Here is a 26394-nt window from a genome sequence, read left to right as displayed (position 1 = left end):
AATTCCTCTACTTTTAATTCAACTTTATCTGAACATCAACGCCAGCTGCAAGATCCAATTTCATCAACGCATCTACGGTTTTTTCAGTTGGCTCAACGATATCAAGTAATCGTTTATATGTTCTTAATTCATACTGATCCCTTGCATCTTTATTTACATGCGGAGAGATCAAAATGGTAAAACGCTCTTTTTTAGTAGGCAAAGGAATAGGACCTTTAATCTGGGCTCCAGTTCTCTTTGCAGTTTCTACTATCTCGCCAGCCGATTGATCAATCAATTTATGATCAAATGATTTCAAACGGATTCTGATAGTTTGATTAGACATATATATTTACTCGATAATTGATGAAACGACGCCCGCACCTACGGTACGCCCGCCTTCACGAATAGCGAAACGCAAACCTTCCTCCATCGCAATTGGTGAAATCAGTTTCACTTCAACAGCGATGTTATCGCCAGGCATGACCATTTCCACACCTTCTGGCAACGTAACCGCCCCAGTCACATCCGTGGTTCTGAAATAGAACTGTGGACGGTATCCATTAAAAAATGGCGTATGGCGACCGCCCTCATCTTTGGACAGAACGTAAATTTCTGCATTGAAGTGCGAATGTGGCTTGATGGTGCCTTTATGCGCCAACACCTGCCCCCGCTCCACTTCATCTCTTTTTGTGCCTCTTAACAACACACCGACGTTATCACCCGCCTGCCCTTGATCCAGCAATTTACGGAACATCTCAACACCGGTACAGGTCGTGGTAACGGTCGGTCTGATACCGACAATTTCAACTTCCTGCCCTACTTTGATAATGCCACGCTCAACACGACCGGTTACTACCGTACCCCGACCTGAAATTGAGAATACATCTTCGATCGGCATCAGAAACGCACCATCTACCGCTCTTTCCGGCTCAGGAATATAGCTATCCAGCGCTTCCACCAATTTAATAACCGAGGGCACACCAATTTCACTGGCATCACCTTCCAAGGCTTTTAATGCAGAACCTACGATAATCGGTGTATCATCGCCAGGGAACTCATACATATCCAGCAATTCCCTGATTTCCATTTCAACCAGTTCAATCAACTCCGCATCATCAACCATGTCCGCCTTGTTCAGGAAGACCACGATGTAAGGCACGCCAACCTGTCTGGACAACAGAATGTGCTCTCTGGTTTGCGGCATGGGACCGTCTGCAGCCGAACAAACCAGAATAGCGCCATCCATTTGCGCTGCACCGGTAATCATATTCTTCACATAGTCAGCATGGCCCGGACAATCCACATGCGCATAGTGTCGCGTAGCTGATTCATATTCTACGTGCGAAGTGGCAATAGTAATACCACGCGCTCTTTCTTCAGGTGCATTATCAATCTGATCAAAGGCTTTGACTTCTCCACCTTGCAATTCAGCCATTACTTTAGTCAAGGCTGCTGTCAGTGTGGTTTTGCCATGATCAACGTGACCGATGGTGCCTACGTTTACATGTGGCTTGCTACGTGAAAATTTTTCTTTGGCCATGAGTTAATACCTTTAATGTTATATTCAATTTTATGAAGATTTTTTAATAATCGCTTCCGCAATATTTGCAGGCGCCTCATTGTATTTTTCAAACTGCATACTGTATGTAGCTCGCCCCTGTGTTGCCGAACGCAAATCAGTTGCATAACCAAACATTTCCGCTAACGGCACTTCGCAGCTAATTGTTTTACCTGATGGCGCATCATCCATACCCTGGATCAAACCACGACGCCTGTTAATATCACCGACGACGTCACCCATATACTCTTCTGGCGTAACCACCTCAACTTTCATTATTGGCTCAAGCAACACAGGGTTTGCTTTTCGCGCCCCTTCTCTAAAACACATGGAGCCGGCAATTTTGAAAGCCATTTCGTTCGAATCCACATCATGATACGAACCATCAAATAAAGACACCTTTACATCAACAACAGGGAACCCAGCAAGAATACCACTCTTCAACTGTTCTTGAACCCCTTTATCCACTGCAGGAATGTATTCCTTAGGAACAACTCCTCCAACTATTTCGTTAACGAATTCATAGCCCGAACCGGTTTCTTTTGGCTCAATCCGCAGCCAGACGTGCCCATATTGACCCCTGCCGCCTGATTGTCTGACAAACTTACCTTCCTGCTCTACAGAACCACGTATGGTTTCTCTATATGCAACTTGAGGAGCACCTACATTAGCATCGACACTGAATTCCCTTTTCATTCGATCAACAATAATTTCCAGATGAAGCTCTCCCATCCCCGAAATGATTGTTTGACCTGATTCCTCATCTGTATGCACCCGAAACGATGGATCCTCTTGTGCTAATTTAGCCAATGCGATCGCCATTTTTTCTTGATCGGCTTTTGTTTTTGGCTCTACAGCAACCGCGATTACAGGCTCCGGAAAATCCATTCGCTCAAGAATAATTTTTTCCTTAAGATCACACAGCGTATCACCAGTGGTAACATCTTTCAGGCCGATTGCCGCCGCTATATCACCCGCAAATATTTCTTTTACTTCTTCACGGCTATTGGCATGCATTTGCACAATGCGACCAATCCTTTCTTTTTTCTTTTTAACAGAGTTATATACACTATCACCGGAGTTTAATACACCAGAATAAACCCTAAAAAAAGTCAGCGCTCCCACAAACGGATCTGCCGCAATTTTAAATGCCAAAGCTGCAAAAGGCGCTTCATCGTTAGCCGGACGCTCGGCTTCCGTCACTTCATCTTCAAGCAATCCTTTGATCGCCTGTATATCTGTTGGTGCCGGCATATATTCAATAACCGCATCCAACATGGCTTGTACACCCTTATTTTTAAAAGCAGAGCCACAAAATGCCGGCACCACCTGATTAGCGATGGTCTGAGCACGTATACCTTGTTTAATTTCTTCGCTTGTTAGAATACCCTCTTCCAGGTATTTTTCCATCAATTCTTCGTTAGCTTCCGCCGCCGCCTCAACCAAATGCTCCCGCCACTCCTCGCAGACTTTCCGCATGCCAGCAGGAATATCCTTTTCCTGAAAAGTCATACCCATATTGGAGTCATCCCAATATATCGCCTTCATTTTGACGAGATCGACAACCCCTTCAAAAGCATCCTCTGCTCCAATCGGCAACTGCATAGGCACGGGATTACTCCCTAGACGCCTTCTGATCTGCTCAATCACCCTCAAAAAATCAGCACCTGATCGATCCATTTTGTTAACAAAAACCAACCGGGGTACATTATATTTGTCAGCCTGACGCCAAACTGTTTCAGACTGCGGCTCAACACCACCCACAGCACAAAAAACAGCACAGGCCCCATCTAAAACACGCAAAGATCGCTCTACTTCTATAGTAAAGTCAACATGCCCAGGCGTATCAATAATATTAATTCGATGTTGTGAAAACTGGCCTTCCATTCCACTCCAGAAGCAGGTTGTGGCAGCAGAGGTAATAGTTATTCCTCGCTCCTGCTCCTGCTCCATCCAGTCCATAGTCGCCGCACCATCATGCACCTCACCTATCTTGTGAGACACCCCCGTATAGTAAAGCACGCGCTCAGTCGTCGTCGTCTTACCGGCGTCTATGTGCGCCATAATACCGATGTTACGATAACGATCTATAGGTGTTTTGCGTGCCACAACCTTGCAACCTTTAGTACAATTAGTCGGCTACCAACGGTAATGCGAGAACGCCTTATTAGCCTCAGCCATTCTATGCGTATCTTCTCGTTTTTTAGCTGCCGAACCTCTACTTTCAAAAGCGTCCAACAACTCACCCGCCAATTTAGAAGCCATGCTTCTTTCATTTCTCTTACGAGAAGCATCGATCAACCAGCGCATTGCCAAAGCCATACGCCTTGAAGGACGAACCTCAACCGGAACCTGGTACGTGGCCCCGCCAACACGACGAGATTTAACCTCAACTCTTGGCTGCACATTTTCCAAGGCCTTTGACAATACTTCCAACGGCTCAGAATGCCCTTTACTTTCGATTACATCCAAAGCGCCATAGACAATTCCTTCCGCAATCGATTTCTTGCCACTTTCCATGATCATATTCATAAATTTTGTCAGCATTACACTGCCAAATCTTGGATCAGGAATAATCTCTCTTTTCGTAGCGACTCTTCTTCTAGACATTTATCTCACCAACCAATATTTACTTTTTAGGCCGTTTAGTGCCATATTTTGAGCGACCACATTTTCTGTTGGTCACACCAGAAGTATCTAAACTACCACGCACAACATGATATCTGACACCTGGCAAGTCTTTTACACGACCACCCCTTATCAAAACCACAGAGTGCTCCTGAAGATTATGACCCTCACCACCAATGTAGCTACTAACTTCAGCGCCGTTAGTTAATCTAACCCTGGCCACCTTGCGCAAGGCCGAATTTGGTTTTTTAGGGGTTGTCGTATAAACACGCGTACACACCCCTCTACGTTGAGGACATGCTTCCAATGCTGGCACATTGCTTTTTTCTACTTTTTTAGCGCGCGGCTTACGAACCAATTGGTTGATCGTGGCCATATCTTTGTTTACTCCGATATACAATTAACTGTCAGACAATAAAAATAACCGCCGAACATAAAAAATGTCGACGGTTAATTAGCATTTCAACCTGACTCAAGCACTTAGCTCATGTGAGCAGAATATAATACTTGCTAATACAGACCAGGTCAAGCTCATTTTTATTTACGAAATATTTACTACACTTTAAATATTCAAAGCTTGTTTAAGAGCTTCTTCCACATCTCCAGCATCTACCACTGAAGGTGCTTCGCTTTCGACTATCTCATGTTGAGCAAATCTATTTTTCCTGCTCTCATGATAGGCAAGCCCTGTTCCGGCTGGAATCAATCTTCCAACAATAACATTTTCCTTTAATCCCTGGAGATTATCGCTCAATCCTCGAACAGCAGCATCAGTCAAAACTCGAGTCGTTTCCTGGAAAGAGGCAGCCGAGATAAAGGACTCTGTAGCCAAAGATGCTTTGGTAATGCCTAAAAGTACGGACTCATAGCTAGCTGGAATCTTCCCTTCCACTTCCATTCTATCATTTACTTCTCTTAGTACTGAGCGCTCAACTTGATCTCCTTTCAAGAATTCGGTATCACCCGATGCCGTTATCTCAACCTTTCTGAGCATTTGTCTAATAATAGCCTCTATATGCTTGTCGTTTATCTTCACGCCTTGCAAACGATAAACATCTTGAATTTCCTTTACTAGGTAATTAGCTAATTCTTCAATACCTCTTAATCTTAAAATATCATGAGGTGTTAATTCGCCTTCTGCAATTGTTTCGCCTTTTTCAACATATTCCCCTTCGAAAACAGTGATATGCCGCCATTTCGGTATCAAGGTTTCATACTGCTCTCCAGCAGCATCTGTAATAACAACGCGCTGTTTTCCTTTTGTTTCCTTTCCAAACGAGATAGTTCCACTCGTCTCAGCAAGTATTGCCGGATCTTTCGTTTTACGCGCCTCAAACAAGTCGGCAACACGTGGCAAACCACCAGTGATATCTCTGGTTTTACTTGATTCCTGCGGTATTCTAGCTAATACGTCACCTACCTTAACTTCACCACCATCTTTGATGCCGACAATCGCGCCTGCAGGCAAGAAATATTGTGCTGGAATTTCAGTCCCCGGCAAAAATATCGCATTTCCATTTTCATCCAGCAGCTTAACCATTGGGCGTAATTCTTTACCAGCCCCACCTCTTTGTTTTGGATCGGTTACCACAAGCGAACTTAAACCGGTTACTTCATCAGATTGTTTTTGCACTGTCACGCCATCAACAAAATCGATCAAGCCGACAACACCATCAACTTCAGTGATAACTGGATGCGTGTGAGGATCCCAAGTAACAATTATATCACCCGCATTAATTTTTCCGCCTTCCTGTATTGAAAGCACCGCACCATAAGGGATCTTATAGCGCTCTCTCTCACGACCGTAATCATCAACAACGCCTACCTCACCCGATCTCGATACGGCAACTAGATTACCTTCACGATTTACCACGGATTTCAAGTTACTAAGCCGAACCGTTCCTGCAGATTTGACCTGAACATTGCTGATAGCGGCGGATCTTGATGCCGCACCTCCAATATGGAAAGTACGCATGGTCAACTGAGTTCCCGGCTCACCAATCGATTGTGCAGCAATCACACCTACCGCTTCTCCAATATTGACTAAATGACCACGGCCTAAGTCACGTCCATAACAGGCAGCACAAACACCGTACCTGTTTTCACAAGTAATAATTGATCTGACCAAAACCTGATCAATACTGTGCTCTTCCAAAACGGAAACCCAATGTTCATCTAATAACGTACCTTTAGGTGCCACGACTTTTTCGCCGCTGGCATCCATAACGTCATTGACTACTACTCGACCCAATACACGCTCTGACAATGGCTCGACCACATCTCCTCCCTCAATAATTGGAGTCATAATCAATCCATCGGAAGTGCCGCAATCATCACTGGTGATTACCAAATCTTGAGCCACATCCACCAGTCTGCGTGTTAAATACCCGGAGTTTGCAGTTTTTAGCGCCGTATCAGCCAAGCCTTTACGAGCACCGTGAGTAGAAATGAAGTACTGCAATACGTCCAAACCCTCTCTAAAGTTAGCCGTAATAGGGGTTTCGATAATAGAACCGTCAGGCTTAGCCATCAACCCACGCATTCCCGCTAACTGCCTGATCTGGGCCGCGGAACCTCGAGCACCAGATTCTGCCATCATAAAGATAGAGTTAAATGATTTTTGCTTTACCGTCTTACCTTCAGCATCAATAACAGACTCTTCACCCAATCCATCCATCATAACTTTAGCAACTTGATCATTGGCGCGCGACCAAATATCAACAACTTTGTTGTAGCGTTCACCATCGGTTACTAAACCCGAAGAATATTGGCTTTGAATTTCATTTACTTCAGCATCTGCAATTTTAATAATATCGACTTTTTTTGCTGGTATCGCCATATCTTCAATACCAAAAGATACGCCAGAGATCGTTGCGTACCTAAAACCCAGATACATGAGCTGGTCAGCGAGCACAACCGTATCTTTATTTCCTAAAAAGCGATAACTGTAATTGATTAACCGTGATATGTTCTTTTTTGTCATATCGCAATTAACCAATTCATATGGCATGCGATCCGGGACTATCTCCCAAATTAACGCACGACCCACAGTTGTTTCAACCCGATGCGTTTTATCTTCGAGCTCGCCTTTCTCATTTGCAACTTTCTCTGTGACACGCAATTGAATTTTAGATTGCAATTCAACTGTTTTAGCGAGCAGGGCTTTATGAATTTCACTAACACTACCAAATATGCTACCGTCACCTTTCGCATTAATTTTTTCACGACTGATATAGTACAGCCCTAATACCACGTCTTGGGATGGATTGATGACAGGTTCACCGTTAGCGGGCGACAATATATTATTAGTTGCCATCATTAATGTTCGAGCTTCCAGTTGCGCTTCTACCGACAAAGGAATATGCACAGCCATTTGGTCGCCATCAAAGTCAGCATTAAACGCGCTACAGACTAGTGGATGTAACTGAATTGCCTTACCTTCAATCAAAGTAGGCTCAAATGCCTGTATTCCAAGCCTATGCAACGTAGGAGCACGGTTCAGCAAAATTGGATGTTCCCGAATAACTTCCTCGAGAATATCCCAAACTTCCGTACCCTCGCGCTCAACCATCTTCTTGGCCGCTTTAATAGTTGTAGCAAGACCTCTGAACTGTAATTTACTGAAAATAAACGGCTTAAATAATTCCAGTGCCATTTTTTTCGGCAGCCCACATTGATGCAGCCTTAGTGTTGGCCCCACGACTATGACTGAACGACCCGAATAATCGACACGCTTACCCAGCAGGTTTTGCCTGAAACGCCCCTGCTTGCCTTTAATCATATCAGCCAATGATTTGAGAGGCCTTCTGTTTGTACCTGTAATGGCCCGACCGCGCCGACCGTTATCCAACAACGCATCAACAGATTCTTGTAGCATCCGTTTTTCATTACGGACGATAATATCTGGCGCATTTAAATCCAACAATCGATTTAAACGATTGTTTCTATTAATTACGCGTCGATATAAATCATTTAAATCCGAAGTAGCGAAGCGGCCGCCGTCTAGTGGCACCAATGGACGCAATTCCGGTGGCAATACTGGCAACACCTGCATAATCATCCATTCCGGGCGATTACTTGAACTCAATAAAGCATCTATCACTTTCAAGCGCTTAGAGTACTTTTTAATTTTCGTCTCTGAATTTGTCGAATTAATCTCTTCGCGAAGAATATTAACTTCTTCTTTTAAATCAATCGCTTTTAATAAATCATAAATCGCTTCAGCACCCATTTTTGCGACAAAATCATCCCCATGCAATTCAACCGCATCCAGATACTCATCATCGGTAAGCAACTGCCCTTTATCTAAAGGCGTCATACCAGGGTCTAAAACAACAAATGACTCAAAATATAACACACGCTCTATCTCACGTAGCGTCATATCCAATAGCAACGCTATTCTGGAAGGCAATGATTTTAAAAACCAGATATGCGCGACAGGACTGGCCAAATCGATGTGCCCCATTCTTTCACGGCGTACTTTTGACAGCGTTACCTCAACGCCACATTTTTCACAAATAACACCGCGATGCTTCAGTCTTTTATATTTGCCACATAAACACTCATAGTCACTGACGGGACCAAAAATTTTTGCACAAAATAAACCATCGCGCTCAGGCTTAAACGTGCGATAGTTAATTGTTTCCGGCTTTTTTACTTCGCCATAAGACCAGGAACGAATCATGTCCGGTGACGCTAGACCAATTCGGATTGCATCAAAATCATCGGCGCGGCCTTGACGCTTTAAGAAATTCATTAAATCTTTCAAGAGTATGTCCTCTTTAAATACTTTCTGGTTTACCCCAGAACAGGCTATCAGATATTTTCAATTAAGAGTCGGGGCTATTAATCTCGCTCTAATTCTATATTGACAGCCAATGAGCGGATTTCTTTAATTAAAACATTAAATGATTCCGGCATACCGGCTTCCATTTTATGATCACCGTCGACAATATTTTTATACATTCGAGTCCGACCTGTTACATCGTCAGATTTAACCGTGAGCATTTCTTGCAATGTATAAGCTGCACCATAAGCTTCCAGTGCCCAGACCTCCATCTCACCGAAACGTTGACCACCAAATTGTGCCTTTCCTCCTAATGGTTGCTGGGTAACGAGACTATAAGGCCCTGTTGATCGGGCATGCATTTTGTCATCAACCAAATGATTCAGTTTTAACATATACATATAGCCAACCGTTACTTTCCGCTCAAACGGTTCGCCAGTCAGGCCATCATAAAGCACGGTCTGTCCGTCTTCCGGCAAGTCCGCGAGTCTCAACATCGTACGAATCTCTTCCTCAGTCGCACCATCGAATACAGGAGTCGCCATAGGCACGCCGTCAACCAGATTAGCCGCCATTTCCAGGATTTCTCGATCGGTAAACGAATCCAGATCCTCTCTACGACCACTACTATTATAAATTTTATCCAAATATCCTCTGATTTCAGCAACTTTTGCCTTTGCTTCGAGCATTTTACCTATTTTGATGCCTAAGCCTTTCGCAGCCCAACCTAAATGCGTTTCAAGCACCTGCCCGACATTCATCCGCGATGGCACACCCAACGGGTTCAACACGATGTCGACCGGATTGCCATCAGCTGTATAAGGCATATCTTCAATTGGTCTGATCATGGAAATAACCCCTTTATTTCCATGTCGTCCTGCCATTTTGTCCCCAGGCTGAATACGTCTTTTAACCGCCAAGTAGACCTTAACCATTTTTAGAACGCCAGGCGCCAAATCATCACCCATTGTGATTTTTTTACGCTTGATTTCAAATTTTTCATCAAAGGCTTTCCTTTGCTGCTCAATTTGCTCGGCCACGGCTTCTAGTTGAAGATTGATATCTTCATCTTTCATTCGGATTTTTAACCAATCTGAATGTTTTAGACCATTCAAATAAGACTGGGTTATTTCTGTACCTGCTTTCAATTGAGCTGGTCCAGATTGAGCAGTCTTACCGATCAATAACTTAGCCACACGAGCAAAAATATCCCCTTCTAGAATCTTGAGCTGATCGTCAAGATCTTTTCTGTAACGCTTGATTTCTGCGTCTTCAATATCGAGAGCTCGCTTGTCTTTTTTCACTCCATCACGCGTAAACACCTGTACATCAATTACCGTCCCTTCAATACTGCCCGGAACACGCAATGATGTATCCTTTACATCCGCCGCTTTCTCACCGAAAATTGCGCGCAATAGTTTTTCTTCCGGTGTCAATTGGGTTTCTCCTTTTGGAGTTACCTTTCCCACCAGAATATCACCACCCTTTACTTCAGCTCCTACGTAAACAATGCCGGACTCATCAAGTTTTGACAGAGCCTCTTCGCTGACATTTGGAATATCTGCAGTGATCTCTTCCGGACTATGCTTGGTATCACGCGCGACGCAGGTTTTCTCTTCGATATGAATTGTGGTAAAGCGATCTTCTCTCACCACTCGTTCAGAAACCAGAATCGAATCTTCGAAGTTGTACCCATTCCATGGCATAAAGGCAACTAACATATTCTGTCCTAAAGCCAGCTCCCCGATATCGGTAGATGGCCCATCCGCCAGAATATCTCCAGCATTAACAACATCACCTGGTTTTACTAATGGTTTTTGATTAATACAGGTATTCTGATTTGACCGGGTGTATTTAGTCAGATTATAAATATCCACACCTGAGGCGCCCGTTTCTGTTTCCGTATCATTTACACGTACCACGATTCGAGCGGCATCAACCGCTTCAATACTACCTCCACGTGCGGCAACAACAGTTACACCAGAATCCTTTGCAACTGTTCTCTCCATGCCCGTTCCCACTAATGGTTTCTCCGCTCTTAGTGTAGGAACAGCTTGACGTTGCATATTAGATCCCATTAACGCACGGTTAGCATCATCATGCTCAAGGAAAGGAATAATGGAAGCTGCAACCGATACGATCTGTTTTGACGAGACATCCATATATTGCACAGTATCAGACATTGCCAAAGTAAATTCGTCTTTATATCGGCATGACACCAAACCTTCTACCAGTTTGCCTGTTTCATCGACAGCAACACTGGCCTGAGCAATAACGAACTCACCTTCCTCAATTGCTGATAGATAATCGACTTGATCGGTCACTCTGCCGTCGATTACTTTTCTATATGGCGTCTCCAGAAAACCATAATCGTTAGTTCGAGCATAGACGGATAATGAGTTGATCAAACCAATATTTGGACCTTCCGGAGTCTCAATAGGACAAACACGACCATAATGAGTAGTGTGTACGTCACGAACCTCAAATCCGGCACGCTCTCTTGCTAAACCACCTGGCCCTAATGCAGACACCCGGCGTTTATGAGTCACTTGTGATAATGGATTGTTCTGATCCATGAACTGTGACAACTGGCTGGATCCAAAGAATTCTTTTACTGCCGCCGAAACAGGTTTGGCATTAATAATTTCCTGCGGCATCAATCCTTCAGAGTCGGCCAAGGTCAAGCGTTCTTTTACCGCTCTTTCAACTCTGACTAAACCGACACGGAACTGGTTTTCGATCATTTCGCCAACAGAGCGGACACGTCTGTTACCTAAGTGATCAATATCGTCGACGTTACCGTTACCATTACGAATATCAATTAATTCTTTGAGAACATCAATAATATCTTCTTTCGTTAAAGTGCCCGGTCCTGTAGTTTCTTCCCGTCCTAAACGTCGATTAAACTTCATGCGGCCGACAGTAGATAAATCATATCTTTCATCGGTAAAAAACAGGTTTTGGAACAGGTTTTCTGCGGCTTCTTTTGTCGGCGGCTCACCAGGTCGCATCATCCGGTATATTTCAACCAGTGCTTCCAGTGTATTGGTAGTCACATCCAGTCTCATGGCATTAGAGATGTACGGACCTTTATCCAAATCATTAACAAACAGAGTATTAATTTCAGTGATACTACTGTCAATGATTCGTTCTATTAAATCTATTGTAAGCTCGTCATTAACGTTAGCTATTAACTCACCAGTCGCTTGATCAATCAGATTATTAGCAAGTATCTTACCTACCAGATAATCCTTAGGCACTTCAACTTCCGACAAGCCGACTTTATTCATTTCGCGAATATGTTTTGCTGTGATGCGGCGGCCTTCTTCTACTAATACCTGCCCATTGTGCTTAATATCAAACGAAGCGATTTCACCACGCATCCTTTCAGGTATAATGTGGAATAAGCATTTTCCGCTACCAAAGGTAAATTTATTGGTTTCATAGAAGATGTTGATCATTTCTTCATTATTGAAACCTAATCCTCTAAGCAAAATAGTGGCGGGGATTTTTCTGCGTCTGTCAATCCGTACATAAACGCAGTCTTTATGATCAAACTCGAAATCCAACCAAGAGCCGCGATAAGGGATAACGCGAGCATTAAATAATAATTTTCCAGACGAATGCGTCTTTCCTTTGTCATGATCAAAGAAAACACCCGGCGAACGATGTAATTGGGAAACAATAACCCGTTCCGTTCCATTAATTACAAATGTTCCATTATCTGTCATCAAAGGCAATTCGCCCATGTAGACTTCCTGCTCTCTGATATCTTTCACAACCTTAGCATTAGCAGGAGCATCTTTATCGTAAATAACTAGACGCACTAATACTCTTAAAGGAGCGGCATAAGTCGCTCCCCGTTGTTGACACTCTCTTACATCAAAAGTGGGCTCTCCCAATCTATATCTTACATATTCCAGCACCGCATATCCGGAATGGCTTTCAATAGGAAACACGCTGGAAAATGCCGCATGCAACCCAATATTGGCACGCTTTTCAGGTGCTACACCCGATTGCAAAAAGCCTGCATAGGAATTGATTTGAGTTGCCAAAAGATAGGGAACTTCAAGTACCTCAGTACCTTTCCCAAAGTTATTTCGAATACGCTTTTTTTCGGTAAAAGAGTAGGACATATCGCTTCCAAACCTTTTCGTCATGAATAATTTTCTACTGTGCATTTATTGCAAACAGTAAAAGGCCGGCGACAAAATTGTCACCAGCCATACTTAAAAGGCATGAGCCTTGTATTTTTTGAGTCAAAATCTTATTTGATTTCGACAGTAGCGCCCGCTTCTTCAAGCTGTTTTTTGAAATCATCAGCTTCGGCTTTAGAAACGCCTTCTTTCAGAGTGGTTGGAGCGCCTTCCACAGCGTCCTTAGCTTCTTTTAGTCCTAAACCGGTGATGCCTCGTACTGCTTTAATAACAGCAACTTTGTTATCACCGAAACCGGTCATGATCACATCAAATTCAGTTTGCTCTTCAGCTACAGCTCCGCCAGCAGCAGCTGGCGCTGCAGCAACTGCAACTGCTGCTGTTACGCCGAATTTGTCTTCCATCGCTGAAATTAAATCAACGATTTCCATAATAGTCATGTTGGAAACTGCGTCCAAGATGTCTTCGTGTGAAACTGCCATTTAGTATTCCTCTAATACAATAATTTTTAACTGGTTTAAATAAGCTTATGCTGCTTCTTTCTGGTCTCTGACCGCAGCCAAAGTACGAACAAGTTTTCCGACCGGTGCTTTCATTACAGACATAAGCATTGCAATAGCCTGATCTCGTGTCGGCATACTTGCCAACCGTGCCAACTCGGATGCACCATAAGACTGGCCATTAATAGCCACAACCTTAGTGATCAACTTATCGTGAGTTTTGGCAAAATCACTGATCAGACGCGCAGCACAACCTGGATCTTCCATTGAAAATGCAAGCAATAAAGGACCTACCATGCCATCTTGCATACATTCAAAATCAGTTCCGGCTACGGCTCGTTTTGCCAGTGTATTTTTTACCACACGCAGATAAACACCTGTTTCTCTCGCAGTTTTACGCAGTTCGGTCAACTCCGTAACTGTTAAACCACGATATTCTGTTGCTACTGCGGAATGCGCTTTAGCAGCGATCTCAGCAACTTCTTCTACGACAGCTTTTTTGCTATCTAAATTTAGTGCCACAGCTTACCTCCGGTAAGTTCTGGAATAATTCCAGAAATAATAAAACACATCCAGGCGGATGCCCCTTACGGTCCCTTTCCCCAGTTTTAGGTTCCAGCTTCCGTCTACGCAGGAAAATTAAGTTTTACAACACCTGCGGTCTTTGACGGTCACCGATAAAACGGCAACCCAAAGTCTTTTACATATTAATGCTGCTTTGGTCCAGCCACAAACCAGGCCCCATGGTTGAAGATAAAGTTATTTTCTTAATGTAAACACCTTTAGCCGCTGTTGGTTTAGCTTTTTTCAAATCAGAGATTAGCGCTTCCAAGTTACCTTGAATCGCATCAGCATTGAAAGACACTTTCCCCAAAGTACAGTGAATAATACCGGATTTATCAGTACGGTAACGCACTTGACCTGATTTTGCATTTTTTACCGCAGTCGCAACATCAGGAGTAACAGTTCCAACCTTAGGATTAGGCATTAAGCCTCTTGGGCCTAGAATTTGACCTAATTGACCAACCACACGCATCGCATCAGGAGATGCAATAACTACGTCAAAATTCATTTCGCCTTTTTTAACCAAGTCACCTAGATCATCCATACCGACGATATCAGCACCTGCTTCTCTTGCCGCATCAGCATTAGGACCTTGAGTAAATACCGCAACTCTTACGGTTTTTCCCGTACCATTAGGCAAAACAGTTGCTCCACGAACATTTTGGTCTGACTTGCGTGGATCCACACCTAAATTAACACTCACATCAACAGCTTCATTAAATTTGGCTGTACCTAATTCTTTCAGCAACTGAACAGCTTCAACGATGGAATACTGTTTTGTCCTATCAACTTTTGATTTAATCAGTTTCGCTTTTTTCGACAACTTAGCCATTACAGTCCCTCCACTGTCAGACCCATGCTACGCGCGCTGCCAGCAATTATTTTTACTGCTGCTTCCAGGTTTGCAGCATTCAAGTCTTCCATTTTCGTTTTAGCAATTTCTTCCAATTGCGCACGAGTTACTGTTCCAACCTTTTTGGTGTTTGGATTGCTACTTCCACTTTTTATACCCGTTAATTTTTTCAACAGAATTGATGCTGGAGGAGTTTTTGTGATGAATGTAAAACTGCGATCGCTATAAACCGTGATAACAACAGGCAAAGGCAAACCTTTCTCTGTATCCTGAGTCTTAGCATTAAACGCTTTACAAAACTCCATAATATTGACACCACGTTGACCTAAAGCAGGACCTACTGGTGGACTCGGATTTGCTTCACCTGCTTTTACCTGTAACTTAATATAAGCCGTAATCTTTTTTGCCATTTTTTACTCCAATATGGGTTCAGACGCTTTCCAGCTCCCCTAGACACAAAAATCCCTGCCTTATTCAGACAGGGATTTTGTAGATACTAACCGCCGACTAGCAATTAGGTTTTTTCAACTTGCCCAAAATCAAGTTCAACAGACGTTGAGCGACCAAAAATGAGCACCGATATCTTTAATTTGCTTTTTTCGTAATTAACTTCTTCAACCACACCATTAAAATCCTTAAATGGCCCGTCGATTACCCTAATCACTTCACCAACCTCAAACAGAATCTTAGGTCGTGGTTTATTTACGCCTTCTTCAACTCTGTTGAGTATAGACATAGCTTCTCTCTCTGAGATAGGAGCCGGTCGATCTGAGGTCCCCCCAATAAATCCCAGCACTCTCGGAACGTCTCTCACCAAATGCCAAGTTTCATCAGTCAACTCCATCTGAACAAGAACGTATCCAGGGAAAAATTTTCTTTCACTTTTACGCTGCTGACCCATCCGCATTTCCACCACCTCTTCGGTGGGCACTAGAATCTTTCCAAAATACTGCTCCAAGCCTTCCCTTTTTATTCGCTCTTCTAATGCTTGCTTAACTTTATTTTCAAAGTTTGAGTATGCATGCACAACATACCAGCGAAGTGCCATCCTATCCCCCTTGACCAGTTAAAAGACGCACACCCCAAAACAGGAACATGTCCAGCAACCACAAAATCAAGCCCACAATAAATACCATCGCAAATACCAACAAGGTAGTGCGCATTGTTTCTTCGCGAGTAGGCCACACAACCTTTCTGACTTCTTGCTTGGATTCCAGCACGAATGCCCAAACGTTTCGCCCAGCATCAGTAGTAAGCATGATGCCCAACACTATTACCACTACGGCTAGCAGACCCAACACTCTATACAAGAGCTGAATCTCCGAGAAATAATAGAATGCAGCCACCCCAGCAGCCACAAAGACGACGGATAAGACCTGCTTAACAACATCAAGGACTGACGTCGTTGCTTCTGCCTGAGTATTCATGTATTACTTAATTATGGAAATGAATATATTGATATGTTTTAACCTGAATGGCAGGCCAGGAGGGTCTCGAACCCCCAACCCGCGGTTTTGGAGACCGCTACTCTACCAATTGAGCTACTGACCTAATTCAGAGAAAATTTACACAAGCCGCAATATTATACTAATTTGAAATATTATTCAACTATTGATGAAACGACGCCCGCACCTACGGTACGCCCGCCTTCACGAATAGCGAAACGCAAACCTTCCTCCATCGCAATTGGTGAAATCAGTTTCACTTCAACAGCGATGTTATCGCCAGGCATGACCATTTCCACACCTTCTGGCAACGTAACCGCCCCAGTCACATCCGTGGTTCTGAAATAGAACTGTGGACGGTATCCATTAAAAAATGGCGTATGGCGACCGCCCTCATCTTTGGACAGAACGTAAATTTCTGCATTGAAGTGCGAATGTGGCTTGATGGTGCCTTTATGCGCCAACACCTGCCCCCGCTCCACTTCATCTCTTTTTGTGCCTCTTAACAACACACCGACGTTATCACCCGCCTGCCCTTGATCCAGCAATTTACGGAACATCTCAACACCGGTACAGGTCGTGGTAACGGTCGGTCTGATACCGACAATTTCAACTTCCTGCCCTACTTTGATAATGCCACGCTCAACACGACCGGTTACTACCGTACCCCGACCTGAAATTGAGAATACATCTTCGATCGGCATCAGAAACGCACCATCTACCGCTCTTTCCGGCTCAGGAATATAGCTATCCAGCGCTTCCACCAATTTAATAACCGAGGGCACACCAATTTCACTGGCATCACCTTCCAAGGCTTTTAATGCAGAACCTACGATAATCGGTGTATCATCGCCAGGGAACTCATACATATCCAGCAATTCCCTGATTTCCATTTCAACCAGTTCAATCAACTCCGCATCATCAACCATGTCCGCCTTGTTCAGGAAGACCACGATGTAAGGCACGCCAACCTGTCTGGACAACAGAATGTGCTCTCTGGTTTGCGGCATGGGACCGTCTGCAGCCGAACAAACCAGAATAGCGCCATCCATTTGCGCTGCACCGGTAATCATATTCTTCACATAGTCAGCATGGCCCGGACAATCCACATGCGCATAGTGTCGCGTAGCTGATTCATATTCTACGTGCGAAGTGGCAATAGTAATACCACGCGCTCTTTCTTCAGGTGCATTATCAATCTGATCAAAGGCTTTGACTTCTCCACCTTGCAATTCAGCCATTACTTTAGTCAAGGCTGCTGTCAGTGTGGTTTTGCCATGATCAACGTGACCGATGGTGCCTACGTTTACATGTGGCTTGCTACGTGAAAATTTTTCTTTAGCCATTAAATACACCTTTAACAATCAACACTACAACTGGAGCCCATAACCGGATTTGAACCGGTGACCTCTTCCTTACCAAGAAAGTGCTCTACCTACTGAGCTATATGGGCCTGTCACAGAAAATTTGGAGCGGGTGATGGGAATCGAACCCACGTGATCAGCTTGGAAGGCTGGAGTTCTACCATTGAACTACACCCGCAGATTTCTTATAAATAGATGGTGGAGGGGGGAGGATTCGAACCTCCGAAGGTAGAACCGGCAGATTTACAGTCTGATCCCTTTGGCCGCTCGGGAACCCCTCCGATATCGGATAAGCTGACTATTATCTTGCAAGAAAGATAATCTGTCAACTATTTATTTAAGTTTATTACTTATGAATGCAAACCATTCATTACTGTCGCCATATCACCAACGACCAGTTTATCTACATAATTAATGCTTAAATCAATTGCAGATTTAATTAATCCCCATTCATTTTTTGAGGGGACTGACAACACATAGTCAACAACAGCGCATCCAACTACAGGACGACCAATGCCTATTCTCAATCGATAAAAATCTTTCGAGCCCAGATGAGCCATAATATCTTTTAACCCATTATGACCACCATGACCACCACCAGCCTTAAGCCTTACAATACCAGCGTTCAAGTCTAACTCATCATGAACAACCAGAATCTCTTCTGCAGCCAACTTATAATACCGCGCAACCTTACCTACAGATTGTCCGCTAAGATTCATAAAGACACCCGGCTTTAAAAGCATTACCTTTTCAGCAGCAATAAGAGCCTCTGAAAACATCCCCTGAAACCTAGGTTCATTTAACCAAACACACCCCAACTCAGAAGCCAGAACATCTAAAAACAAAAACCCAGCATTATGCCGGGTTTTTTCGTATTGCCGCCCCGGATTTCCCAGGCCAACTATAAGCTTAATCACTTTCTTATTCTGAAGCCTCTTCAGAAACTTCTTCTTCCTTACTGGTTTTTGAAGCCATCATCGATACAACAGGAAGATCGTGCTCCGGACCTTGCGCCAACGCAATAATTTCCACACCTGCCGGCAAAACCAGATCAGAAAGATGAACCGACTCGCCAATATCTAAATTTGCCAGATTCACCTCAATATACTCTGGCAGAGCCGCAGGTAAGCATGACACTTCCACGTCAACCATTGAATGAGTAGCAACCCCGCCCTTCTTTCCACCAACGGAAGTATCTTCGTTGATAAAATGCAAAGGAACATGCACCTTTAGAGATTCCGACATGCTGACACGCATAAAATCCAAGTGCAAAACCTGAACTTTAGCAGGATGACGCTGAACACCTTTTAAAATAGCCTTCTCTTTCTTTCCATCGATTGTAACATCAAGAACATGTGAATAAACCGCCTCATGAGCAAGATGCTTGACAACCTCATTATGACTCAACACCAACATTTGAGGCTCACCATGCCCACCGTATATTACCGCAGGCACATTACCTTGACGACGCACGCTTCTAGCTGCGTTTTTACCTGACTGCTTACGACTTTCGGCAACAAACTCAAATACGTTAGACATTTTTCCTCTCAACTCCGCGCCTTCTCAAGCACAAAAAAATTATATCAATCTACATAAAGCGAACTGACTGACTCACCCACCGCTATGCGCCTAATAGTTTCAGCCAACATCTCAGCAACACTCAACTGCCTTATCTTTCCCAGGCTAATAGCCTCTTCACTCAATGGTATAGTATCAGTAACCACCAACTCATCAAGCTCTGAACCATAGAGATTTTTCATAGCCTTCCCAGAAAGAACCGCATGCGTACAGTAAGCAACCACTTTTATTGCCCCATGCTTTTTCAGTGCATCCGCCGCATGACACAGAGTCCCTGCAGTATCAACCAAATCATCAATCAAGACACAAGTGCGCCCATTAACATCACCGATAATATGCATAACCTCCGCAACATTAGCTTTTGGTCTGCGTTTATCAATAATTGCTAAATCCGCATCATCCAGTCGCTTAGCCAGCGCACGCGCCCTAACCACGCCACCCACATCCGGCGAGACCACAATCAAGTCCTTATACTTCTGCCGCCAAACATCACCAAGGAGAATAGGCGATGAATATACGTTATCAACTGGTATATCAAAAAAACCCTGAATCTGGTCAGCGTGCAAATCAACAGTCAATACCCTACTTGCACCCGCCTGCTCAATCATTTTAGCAACCAGCTTAGCACTAATAGGCACTCGCGCTGACCGAGACCTCCTATCCTGCCGTGCATAGCCATAATAAGGCATGACAGCGGTAATCCGTGATGCGGACGCTCTCTTGAGCGCATCAATCATCACTAGCAATTCCATTAAGTTTTCATTGGTAGGAGAACAGGTGGGCTGAATGACGAAAACATCTTTACCACGGACATTTTCCTCTATCTCTACCGCAACCTCACCGTCGCTAAATCTACCGACGGTAGCCATGCCGAGGCGCATATTGAGCTTTCTAACTATCCCTTCAGACAAAGCCAGGTTAGCATTTCCAGAAAACACCATCATAGAGGTGTCACTCATTCAAGCACTCCCAAACTGAAATTTAACTTAGCGGAGGTAAATGGCTGGGCCGCAAGGATTCGAACCTTGGTATGCGGAGATCAAAACCCCGTGCCTTACCGCTTGGCGACGGCCCAATAATCAAGATATATACTTACCAAACTTCAGCTTTGAAAACAAAGGCGACTCATTGACCCCTTTAGCCAGATAGACCTGCCACTTATCTCGAAGAGAATCACAGGCACTGATCGCAGCAATTTCCGAATCAAACAGTGCAAAAACACAAGCCCCCGTCCCGGTTAGCCTTGCCTCAGAATATCTAGACAAATCAACCAAAGCATCTTTAACAGACTGGTAACGCTTACGGACAGCATCAAGACAATCATTTTGGTGCTGACCTGCTATAAAGTCGTTTATTGTGATCGATTTGCTATTCCGTGTCAAATCTTTTGCCAAAAATATTTCTTTTGTATTCACATGACAATCAGGTTTAATAATAACAACCCATTGTTCTGGGATATTTATTTTTTCAAGCCTTTCACCAACCCCTTCCGCCCATGAAGAATATCCATACAAAAACGCTGGCACGTCCGCACCCAAGGACAACCCTAATTTCATTAATTTGTCAGCTGGTAACCTTAGCCCCCACAACTCATTCAGTACAATTAAAGTAGTAGCCGCATCAGAACTGCCACCACCCAACCCCCCTCCCATAGGCAAATTTTTTTCTACTTGAATGCATACTCCACGAGCATACCCGGTTTCTGCTTTTAGCAGATTGGCCGCTCTAATCGTTAAATCATCTTCTTCTGGAACACCGGGGATCGCTTTATACAAACTCACTCGTTCGTTATCAACTGAATGAAATGTTATCCAATCGCATAAATCCACAAACTGAAACACGGTCTGCAATAAATGATATCCATCATCTCTTTGACCAATAATTCTCAACATTAAATTGATTTTTGCCGGCGCAGGCCATCTCTCCGCCCATGCGGACTGACTACTTTGCTTTTGCGTCATTTAAATTCCATTGATCTACGATTAACTTTAACTTGACCTGATTATTCGTTATTGTAATTTTGCGCGGCATAATTTCATCGCTGGCACGCTGCATTTCTTTATATTCACTTTGCCAACCTGCCTGCTTAAAACCATTACCGGTCTCCTCAAATTTTCTGGAAGGCTCGGGCAAACCAACCACCCAATAACGCAATGAATGCACAGGCACAAACATGCCCAACTGTTGATTAATAAACTCTTCCGAATGCGCCGAAGATTCCACCTTACCATCACCACGATCTAAAATAACGAAGTCATCTAGTAACCGAATATACATGGCGCCCTGCCCTAAAGGCCCAGATAACCTTATCTTATCCTCGCCCGGAGCGTGCACCCAACTTATATTTGCCGACCAAGAATCATTCACCCCGGATACCGCCAACCGCCCATCAAATGCCCATTGCTTTAGCTCATAAAGATGTGCTTTTGCAGCTCTTGAATAATATGCACCAGGCTCGACAGGCACAACCGTACAAGACGGCATCAGAAAAACCAGGCAACTGAAAACAAGCAGTTTTCCCTTAAAATATGACACGATTATTCCGCAGCATTTAATATTCTTTTTTGAAAATCCAATAGACTTTCATCTTTGGGTGCATCTTTAATTGCTTTAGTAAATATTTTCCTGGCCTCAACCTTTCTGTTCATAAACCATAAAACTTCAGCAAGATGCGCAGCTATCTCGCCCTCCTGCCGCTTGTCGTATGCCTGCTGAAGATAAAGCAAAGCTTGCTTGACATCTCCCTGCTTGAACTTCAACCACCCATAGCTATCCATGATCACTGCCTCATCAGGCTTCAGCCTGAGCGCTTGCTCCAGATATTTCTCCGCTTCTGCATAACGATCAGTTTTCTCCACCAGGGTATATCCCAAAGCATTTAGCGCTTCTGCATTATCAGGATCTTCGCTTAATATTTTCTTTAGATCGGCCTCTAATATTTCTAATTGATTGAGCCGCTCAGCCATCAATGCCCGGCTATATAACAATTCTTTCTGATCAGGCATAATCGCCAACGCATCAGTTAACAAATCAAATGCTTGCTCATAACGCTTTTGCTGACTGTACAGCTCTGCCTGTATAAGAATGAGGCGTAGCTTTTGCTTTGGAAATTGACTCTGCAACACATCTAATCGAGAGCTCGCTTCATTAAATTGATTATCTTTTGCTAGCAATGAAATTGCAGAAATTGCCGCCTCAAAGACAAACGGCCCATCCTTTACTTTATCAAACCAAGCCAGCGCCTTTTCGGTATTCCCGCGCTTTTCTTCCATTTTTCCCAAATAGAAACTAGCTTGAGAGTGCCACTCAGGCTGGTCCACTAGTTTTTTGAAAATCTCCTCAGCCTTACTCTCTCTGTCCAATTGCAAATTTATCAATGCCAAGGCAAACTGGCTTTCAGCATCTTTTGGATTTGCCGCGATCACAGCTTGATAAACATCTCCCGCCTCTTCGTATTTTGCCTCTTTAATCAGAACCTGAGCCAACAGCTTTTTAATTTTGTTGTTTTCCGGATATTTAGCGGAAGCCTTCTCCAAAAGCGCAACCGCTTTATTTAATTCACCTGAAAACACGGCTATCTGGGCCTGAAATATCTGTGCCTTATCCCAGTCTGGCTGTACATCTAAGGCCTGCTGTATCTTCATTTCAGCCAGATCACTATTTTTCATTTGCATAGCTAATAATGATTGTACAAAATAAATTACAGCTTGGTCCTGATGCCGCAAAACCAATGAATCCAACACATCGTACTGAAAGGCAACCTTATTCTCTTTTTCCAGCACAGACCCCAATTCCAGCATGGAACTCTCAAAACCGGCAGGGTCAATAATCAGCAATTTATCCAAATGCTCAATAGCAGCTTGTTTATCACCTGACCTTAAAGCTGATAATGCAGCAATTTTTCTGGCAGTCATATTGTCAGGATCCTGAGCCAGCCATAAGGAAATGGCCTCCTTCGTTTTATCACTATCTTTCATGTACATAGCAATCTTTGCAGCTCTTTCAGCAAACCGCGGATCCTGGACCCGCTTGGCGGCCTCCATATAGCCTTCCAGCGCAATCTCGTACTGCCCTCTTTGCCCCGCAAGCTCTGCCGTCAACAACATATACAGCACGTCAGGATCGATATCCGTTTTTGTATCGCTAGACTGACCCTCTCCCTTTACCTGGGATATTCTGACCGGCTTAACGAATTCTTCCTGCGCATTTTGTTTAGCGGGTGCGGCGCAACCATTAAGCAAGACCAGAGTTAGCACTGAAAACAATCTAAAAATTACCACGCAATCGTCCTATTTATCACTCAATACATATAAGCTATAGATTATCAGAAAAACCAGTTGATTCGGACAGCTGATTTATTCCATTTGGATAAAGCTATTATATTTCTTAGAATACATCCACATAATATACTTTGAATTTTCCTAAACGCCATCGGCTCTCAGTAAACTTGTAAAGCTGTGGACGCGCTGGCTAAAGCAAAGTTCCTGTCCGCCCAAGTCAGCGTCAGGATAAAAAGATCACTGTATAAAAATATTATTATAATGTTATAAAATATACTAACTCTTAACCATCAACACCATGACACTTCTTGCAGTAGGGATTAATTACAATACCGCGCCGGTTTCCATCCGGGAGCGCCTGGCATTCCCTGCCGAAATCCTGGGATCATCACTATTGGAGCTATGGAAGCTGAAAGACATCAGTGAAGCCGCGATTCTTTCAACCTGTAACCGAACCGAGTTTTACTGCAAATCAACCACGGCAAACAAACAGACCCTGATTGATTGGGTTGCCAAAAGCAGAAACATTAATCCTGCTGAATTTACACCCTACCTTTACTGCCATACTGATAGTCAGTTAATTCGACACATGTTTCGGGTAGCATGCGGCCTGGATTCAATGATACTAGGCGAACCACAAATTCTCGGTCAAATGAAAACGGCCTACCAGACCGCTTATGAAGCTGGAACTTTAGGTAAACAGTTAGGCAAATTATTTCAGCACACGTTTTCAGCCGCCAAAAAAGTCCGCACCGATACCGCCATCGGTTCCAGCCCGGTCTCGGTCGCTTTTGCAGCAGTCCAATTGGCACAGCAAATTTTTGACAAGCTCAGCGAGCAGACCGCCTTGCTGATCGGAGCTGGAGAAACCATCGAATTGGCGGCTCGCCACCTGTCACAACAGGGCATAGGCCGCATTATTGTTGCCAATCGCACATATGATAAAGCTCACACCTTAGCTTCGCAGTTTAACGGTTATGCCATTGCCTTATCCGAATTGCCCACACACTTGGCCGAAGCGGACATTGTTATCTCATCGACAGCCAGTCAATTGCCCATTCTTGGCAAGGGTCGCGTTGAAAGCGCGATTAAAAAACGCAAGCACAAGCCTATATTCATGGTGGATCTGGCTGTTCCGCGCGACATTGAAGCTGAAGTCGAACAACTCAGTGATGTGTATCTTTACACGATTGACGACCTGCAAAATACCATCGACCAGAACATGAACTCGCGCCGCCAGGCGGCCGAACAGGCAGAAGAAATCATCGACACGCAGGTTGGCTACTTTTTAGCCTGGTTACGGTCACAAGGCGCTCAGTCGACAATCCGAGACTATCGCAGCCAAGCGGAACGAACACGTGATGAAGCCCTGCAAAAAGCGTTAGCGCTACTGAAAAATGGCATTCCACCCGAAGAAGTACTGAATCGGCTTGCTCACAGCTTGACCAATAAGCTGATTCACACACCCAGCATACAAATCAGAGAAGCCGGCGAGAACGAAAGACACGACTTGGTTGCCGCAGCGCGTGAAATTTTTAAATTGAAAAAAACTCAATGAAATCATCCATACAACATAAACTCGAAAACTTGTGCGAACGCTACGACGAGATTGCAGCATTGCTTTCCGAACCTGAAGTTCAAAACAATCAAAATAAATTTCGCTCGCTAAGCCAGGAGTACGCCCAGATCAACCCGCTCGTGGATTGTTACAAACGTTATCAGAATGCGCAGGAAATGCGAGCATCCGCCAAAGAAATGGCCAATGATAGCGATCCGGAACTCCGAGAAATGGCCAAGGAAGAAGTTATCGACGCTGAAAACCTGATAGAAACTCTGGAACATGAACTGCAAATTCTATTGCTGCCCAAAGATCCCAACGATAACCGCAATATTTTCCTGGAAATCCGAGCGGGAACCGGCGGCGATGAAGCTGCCATATTCTCAGGCGACTTGGCTCGCATGTATCAACGTTACGCCGAAAGACAAGGCTGGAAAACCGAAATTATCAGCGAAAGCCCCGGCGATCACGGTGGCTACAAAGAAATCATCCTCCGTGTTTCCGGACAGGACGTGTACTCTCAGCTAAAATTCGAATCCGGAGCGCACCGCGTGCAACGCGTGCCTGAAACCGAATCGCAAGGGAGAATCCACACCTCCGCCTGCACGATTGCCGTCATGCCCGAAGCCGAGGAAATCGATGCCATCGATATCAACCCGGCCGACCTGCGCATCGACACCTTCCGCTCCTCCGGCGCTGGCGGACAGCACATTAATAAGACCGAATCAGCTATACGCATTACACATATTCCGTCCGGGGTCGTGGTCGAATGCCAGGACGAACGCTCTCAACACAAAAACCGCGCCAGAGCGATGTCCTTGCTGCAATCACGTCTATTGTCCGCCGAACAGGAAAAACACCATGCCGAACAGGCAGCGACGCGAAAACTGCAAGTCGGCAGCGGCGATCGCTCCGAGCGTATTCGCACTTATAACTATCCGCAAGGCAGGATAACCGATCACAGAATCAATTTGACTCTTTATAAACTTGACGACATTATGCAGGGTGGCCTGGAACAGGTCATTCAGCCACTGATCAGCGAGCACCAGTCCGAACTGTTGACTCAACTGGGCGAAGACTAAAGAGACTGTGGAAGAATGAGTGAAAACGTCATAAAAAGCCTCATTCACCACTAAGATCA

General features: G+C 44.3%; 22 protein-coding genes and 5 tRNA genes. 2 read left to right on the top strand and 25 right to left on the bottom strand.

Annotated elements, in window-relative coordinates; genetic code table 11:
- Window positions 1–13 precede the first annotated feature (13 nt).
- The 25 genes from rpsJ to METMA_RS0111190 all read right to left on the bottom strand — a co-directional run bounded on the left by rpsJ (window position 14) and on the right by METMA_RS0111190 (window position 23695).
- A complete protein-coding gene (rpsJ, locus tag METMA_RS0111310; RefSeq protein ID WP_020159205.1) occupies window positions 14–325 on the bottom strand; it encodes a 30S ribosomal protein S10 in 312 nt (103 codons plus the stop codon).
- Between the two features lie 6 nt (window positions 326–331).
- Window positions 332–1522 (bottom strand): elongation factor Tu, encoded by a 1191-nt coding sequence (tuf, locus tag METMA_RS0111305; RefSeq protein ID WP_020159204.1) that lies wholly within the window; start codon window positions 1520–1522, stop codon window positions 332–334.
- Window positions 1523–1552: 30 nt separating this feature from the next.
- A complete protein-coding gene (fusA, locus tag METMA_RS0111300; protein WP_027147247.1) occupies window positions 1553–3649 on the bottom strand; it encodes an elongation factor G in 2097 nt (698 codons plus the stop codon).
- A 30-nt stretch (window positions 3650–3679) separates the two neighbouring features.
- Window positions 3680–4150 (bottom strand): 30S ribosomal protein S7, encoded by a 471-nt coding sequence (gene rpsG / locus METMA_RS0111295; protein ID WP_020159202.1) that lies wholly within the window; start codon window positions 4148–4150, stop codon window positions 3680–3682.
- Window positions 4151–4169: 19 nt separating this feature from the next.
- Window positions 4170–4544, bottom strand: coding sequence for a 30S ribosomal protein S12 (gene rpsL, locus METMA_RS0111290; RefSeq protein ID WP_020159201.1), 375 nt, complete (start codon window positions 4542–4544; stop codon window positions 4170–4172).
- A 186-nt stretch (window positions 4545–4730) separates the two neighbouring features.
- A complete protein-coding gene (rpoC, locus tag METMA_RS0111285; protein ID WP_020159200.1) occupies window positions 4731–8924 on the bottom strand; it encodes a DNA-directed RNA polymerase subunit beta' in 4194 nt (1397 codons plus the stop codon).
- A gap of 89 nt (window positions 8925–9013) precedes the next feature.
- Window positions 9014–13090 carry a DNA-directed RNA polymerase subunit beta gene (gene rpoB / locus METMA_RS0111280; RefSeq protein WP_027147246.1) on the bottom strand — a complete coding sequence of 1359 codons (4077 nt, stop codon included), beginning with the start codon at window positions 13088–13090 and terminating at the stop codon, window positions 9014–9016.
- A 131-nt stretch (window positions 13091–13221) separates the two neighbouring features.
- Window positions 13222–13593 carry a 50S ribosomal protein L7/L12 gene (rplL, locus tag METMA_RS0111275; RefSeq protein ID WP_020159198.1) on the bottom strand — a complete coding sequence of 124 codons (372 nt, stop codon included), beginning with the start codon at window positions 13591–13593 and terminating at the stop codon, window positions 13222–13224.
- Between the two features lie 45 nt (window positions 13594–13638).
- Window positions 13639–14133 (bottom strand): 50S ribosomal protein L10, encoded by a 495-nt coding sequence (rplJ, locus tag METMA_RS0111270; protein WP_020159197.1) that lies wholly within the window; start codon window positions 14131–14133, stop codon window positions 13639–13641.
- 178 nt (window positions 14134–14311) lie between these two features.
- Window positions 14312–15007, bottom strand: coding sequence for a 50S ribosomal protein L1 (gene rplA, locus METMA_RS0111265; protein ID WP_020159196.1), 696 nt, complete (start codon window positions 15005–15007; stop codon window positions 14312–14314).
- The gene (rplK, locus tag METMA_RS0111260) at window positions 15007–15438 is read right to left on the bottom strand and encodes a 50S ribosomal protein L11 (RefSeq protein ID WP_020159195.1); all 432 of its coding nucleotides are present in this window, start codon (window positions 15436–15438) and stop codon (window positions 15007–15009) included. The genes rplA and rplK overlap by 1 nt, the downstream gene beginning before the upstream one ends.
- Window positions 15439–15542: 104 nt before the next feature.
- Complete coding sequence (gene nusG, locus METMA_RS0111255; RefSeq protein WP_020159194.1) at window positions 15543–16076, bottom strand: transcription termination/antitermination protein NusG; 534 nt, start codon at window positions 16074–16076, stop codon at window positions 15543–15545.
- Window position 16077: 1 nt separating this feature from the next.
- Window positions 16078–16455: a preprotein translocase subunit SecE gene (gene secE, locus METMA_RS0111250; RefSeq protein ID WP_020159193.1), complete on the bottom strand. Its 378-nt coding sequence runs from the start codon at window positions 16453–16455 to the stop codon at window positions 16078–16080.
- Window positions 16456–16503: 48 nt separating this feature from the next.
- Window positions 16504–16579, bottom strand: a tRNA-Trp gene (locus METMA_RS0111245).
- A 49-nt stretch (window positions 16580–16628) separates the two neighbouring features.
- Window positions 16629–17819, bottom strand: coding sequence for an elongation factor Tu (gene tuf, locus METMA_RS0111240; RefSeq protein ID WP_020159192.1), 1191 nt, complete (start codon window positions 17817–17819; stop codon window positions 16629–16631).
- 31 nt (window positions 17820–17850) lie between these two features.
- A tRNA-Thr gene (locus METMA_RS0111235) sits at window positions 17851–17926 on the bottom strand.
- A gap of 15 nt (window positions 17927–17941) precedes the next feature.
- Window positions 17942–18015, bottom strand: a tRNA-Gly gene (locus METMA_RS0111230).
- An 18-nt stretch (window positions 18016–18033) separates the two neighbouring features.
- Window positions 18034–18118 (bottom strand) — tRNA-Tyr (locus METMA_RS0111225).
- Between the two features lie 69 nt (window positions 18119–18187).
- On the bottom strand, window positions 18188–18754 hold the full coding sequence (gene pth / locus METMA_RS0111220; protein WP_020159191.1) for an aminoacyl-tRNA hydrolase: 567 nt from the start codon (window positions 18752–18754) through the stop codon (window positions 18188–18190).
- 4 nt (window positions 18755–18758) lie between these two features.
- Window positions 18759–19376, bottom strand: a complete 618-nt coding sequence (locus METMA_RS0111215) for a 50S ribosomal protein L25/general stress protein Ctc (protein WP_020159190.1) — start codon at window positions 19374–19376, stop codon at window positions 18759–18761.
- A 44-nt stretch (window positions 19377–19420) separates the two neighbouring features.
- Complete coding sequence (locus tag METMA_RS0111210; protein WP_020159189.1) at window positions 19421–20374, bottom strand: ribose-phosphate diphosphokinase; 954 nt, start codon at window positions 20372–20374, stop codon at window positions 19421–19423.
- Window positions 20375–20415: 41 nt separating this feature from the next.
- Window positions 20416–20490 (bottom strand) — tRNA-Gln (locus METMA_RS0111205).
- Between the two features lie 4 nt (window positions 20491–20494).
- On the bottom strand, window positions 20495–21376 hold the full coding sequence (gene ispE, locus METMA_RS0111200) for a 4-(cytidine 5'-diphospho)-2-C-methyl-D-erythritol kinase (RefSeq protein ID WP_020159188.1): 882 nt from the start codon (window positions 21374–21376) through the stop codon (window positions 20495–20497).
- On the bottom strand, window positions 21357–21950 hold the full coding sequence (gene lolB, locus METMA_RS0111195; RefSeq protein WP_020159187.1) for a lipoprotein insertase outer membrane protein LolB: 594 nt from the start codon (window positions 21948–21950) through the stop codon (window positions 21357–21359). The genes ispE and lolB overlap by 20 nt, the downstream gene beginning before the upstream one ends.
- 2 nt (window positions 21951–21952) lie before the next feature.
- A complete protein-coding gene (locus METMA_RS0111190; RefSeq protein ID WP_020159186.1) occupies window positions 21953–23695 on the bottom strand; it encodes a tetratricopeptide repeat protein in 1743 nt (580 codons plus the stop codon).
- A 298-nt stretch (window positions 23696–23993) separates the two neighbouring features.
- On the opposite strand from METMA_RS0111190, the gene hemA reads away from it, so the two are divergent.
- Entirely contained in the window at window positions 23994–25253 is a 1260-nt protein-coding gene (hemA, locus tag METMA_RS0111185; RefSeq protein ID WP_027147245.1) for a glutamyl-tRNA reductase, read from the top strand.
- Window positions 25250–26335: a peptide chain release factor 1 gene (prfA, locus tag METMA_RS0111180; protein WP_020159184.1), complete on the top strand. Its 1086-nt coding sequence runs from the start codon at window positions 25250–25252 to the stop codon at window positions 26333–26335. Before hemA ends, prfA begins: the two co-directional genes overlap by 4 nt.
- Window positions 26336–26394: the final 59 nt, after the last annotated feature.

This window comes from Methylobacter marinus A45 (assembly GCF_000383855.1).
In the GTDB taxonomy this organism is placed as follows: domain Bacteria; phylum Pseudomonadota; class Gammaproteobacteria; order Methylococcales; family Methylomonadaceae; genus Methylobacter; species Methylobacter marinus.
Note: the sequence above shows the minus strand (reverse complement) of the source record. Positions and strands in the feature narration are given on the sequence as shown.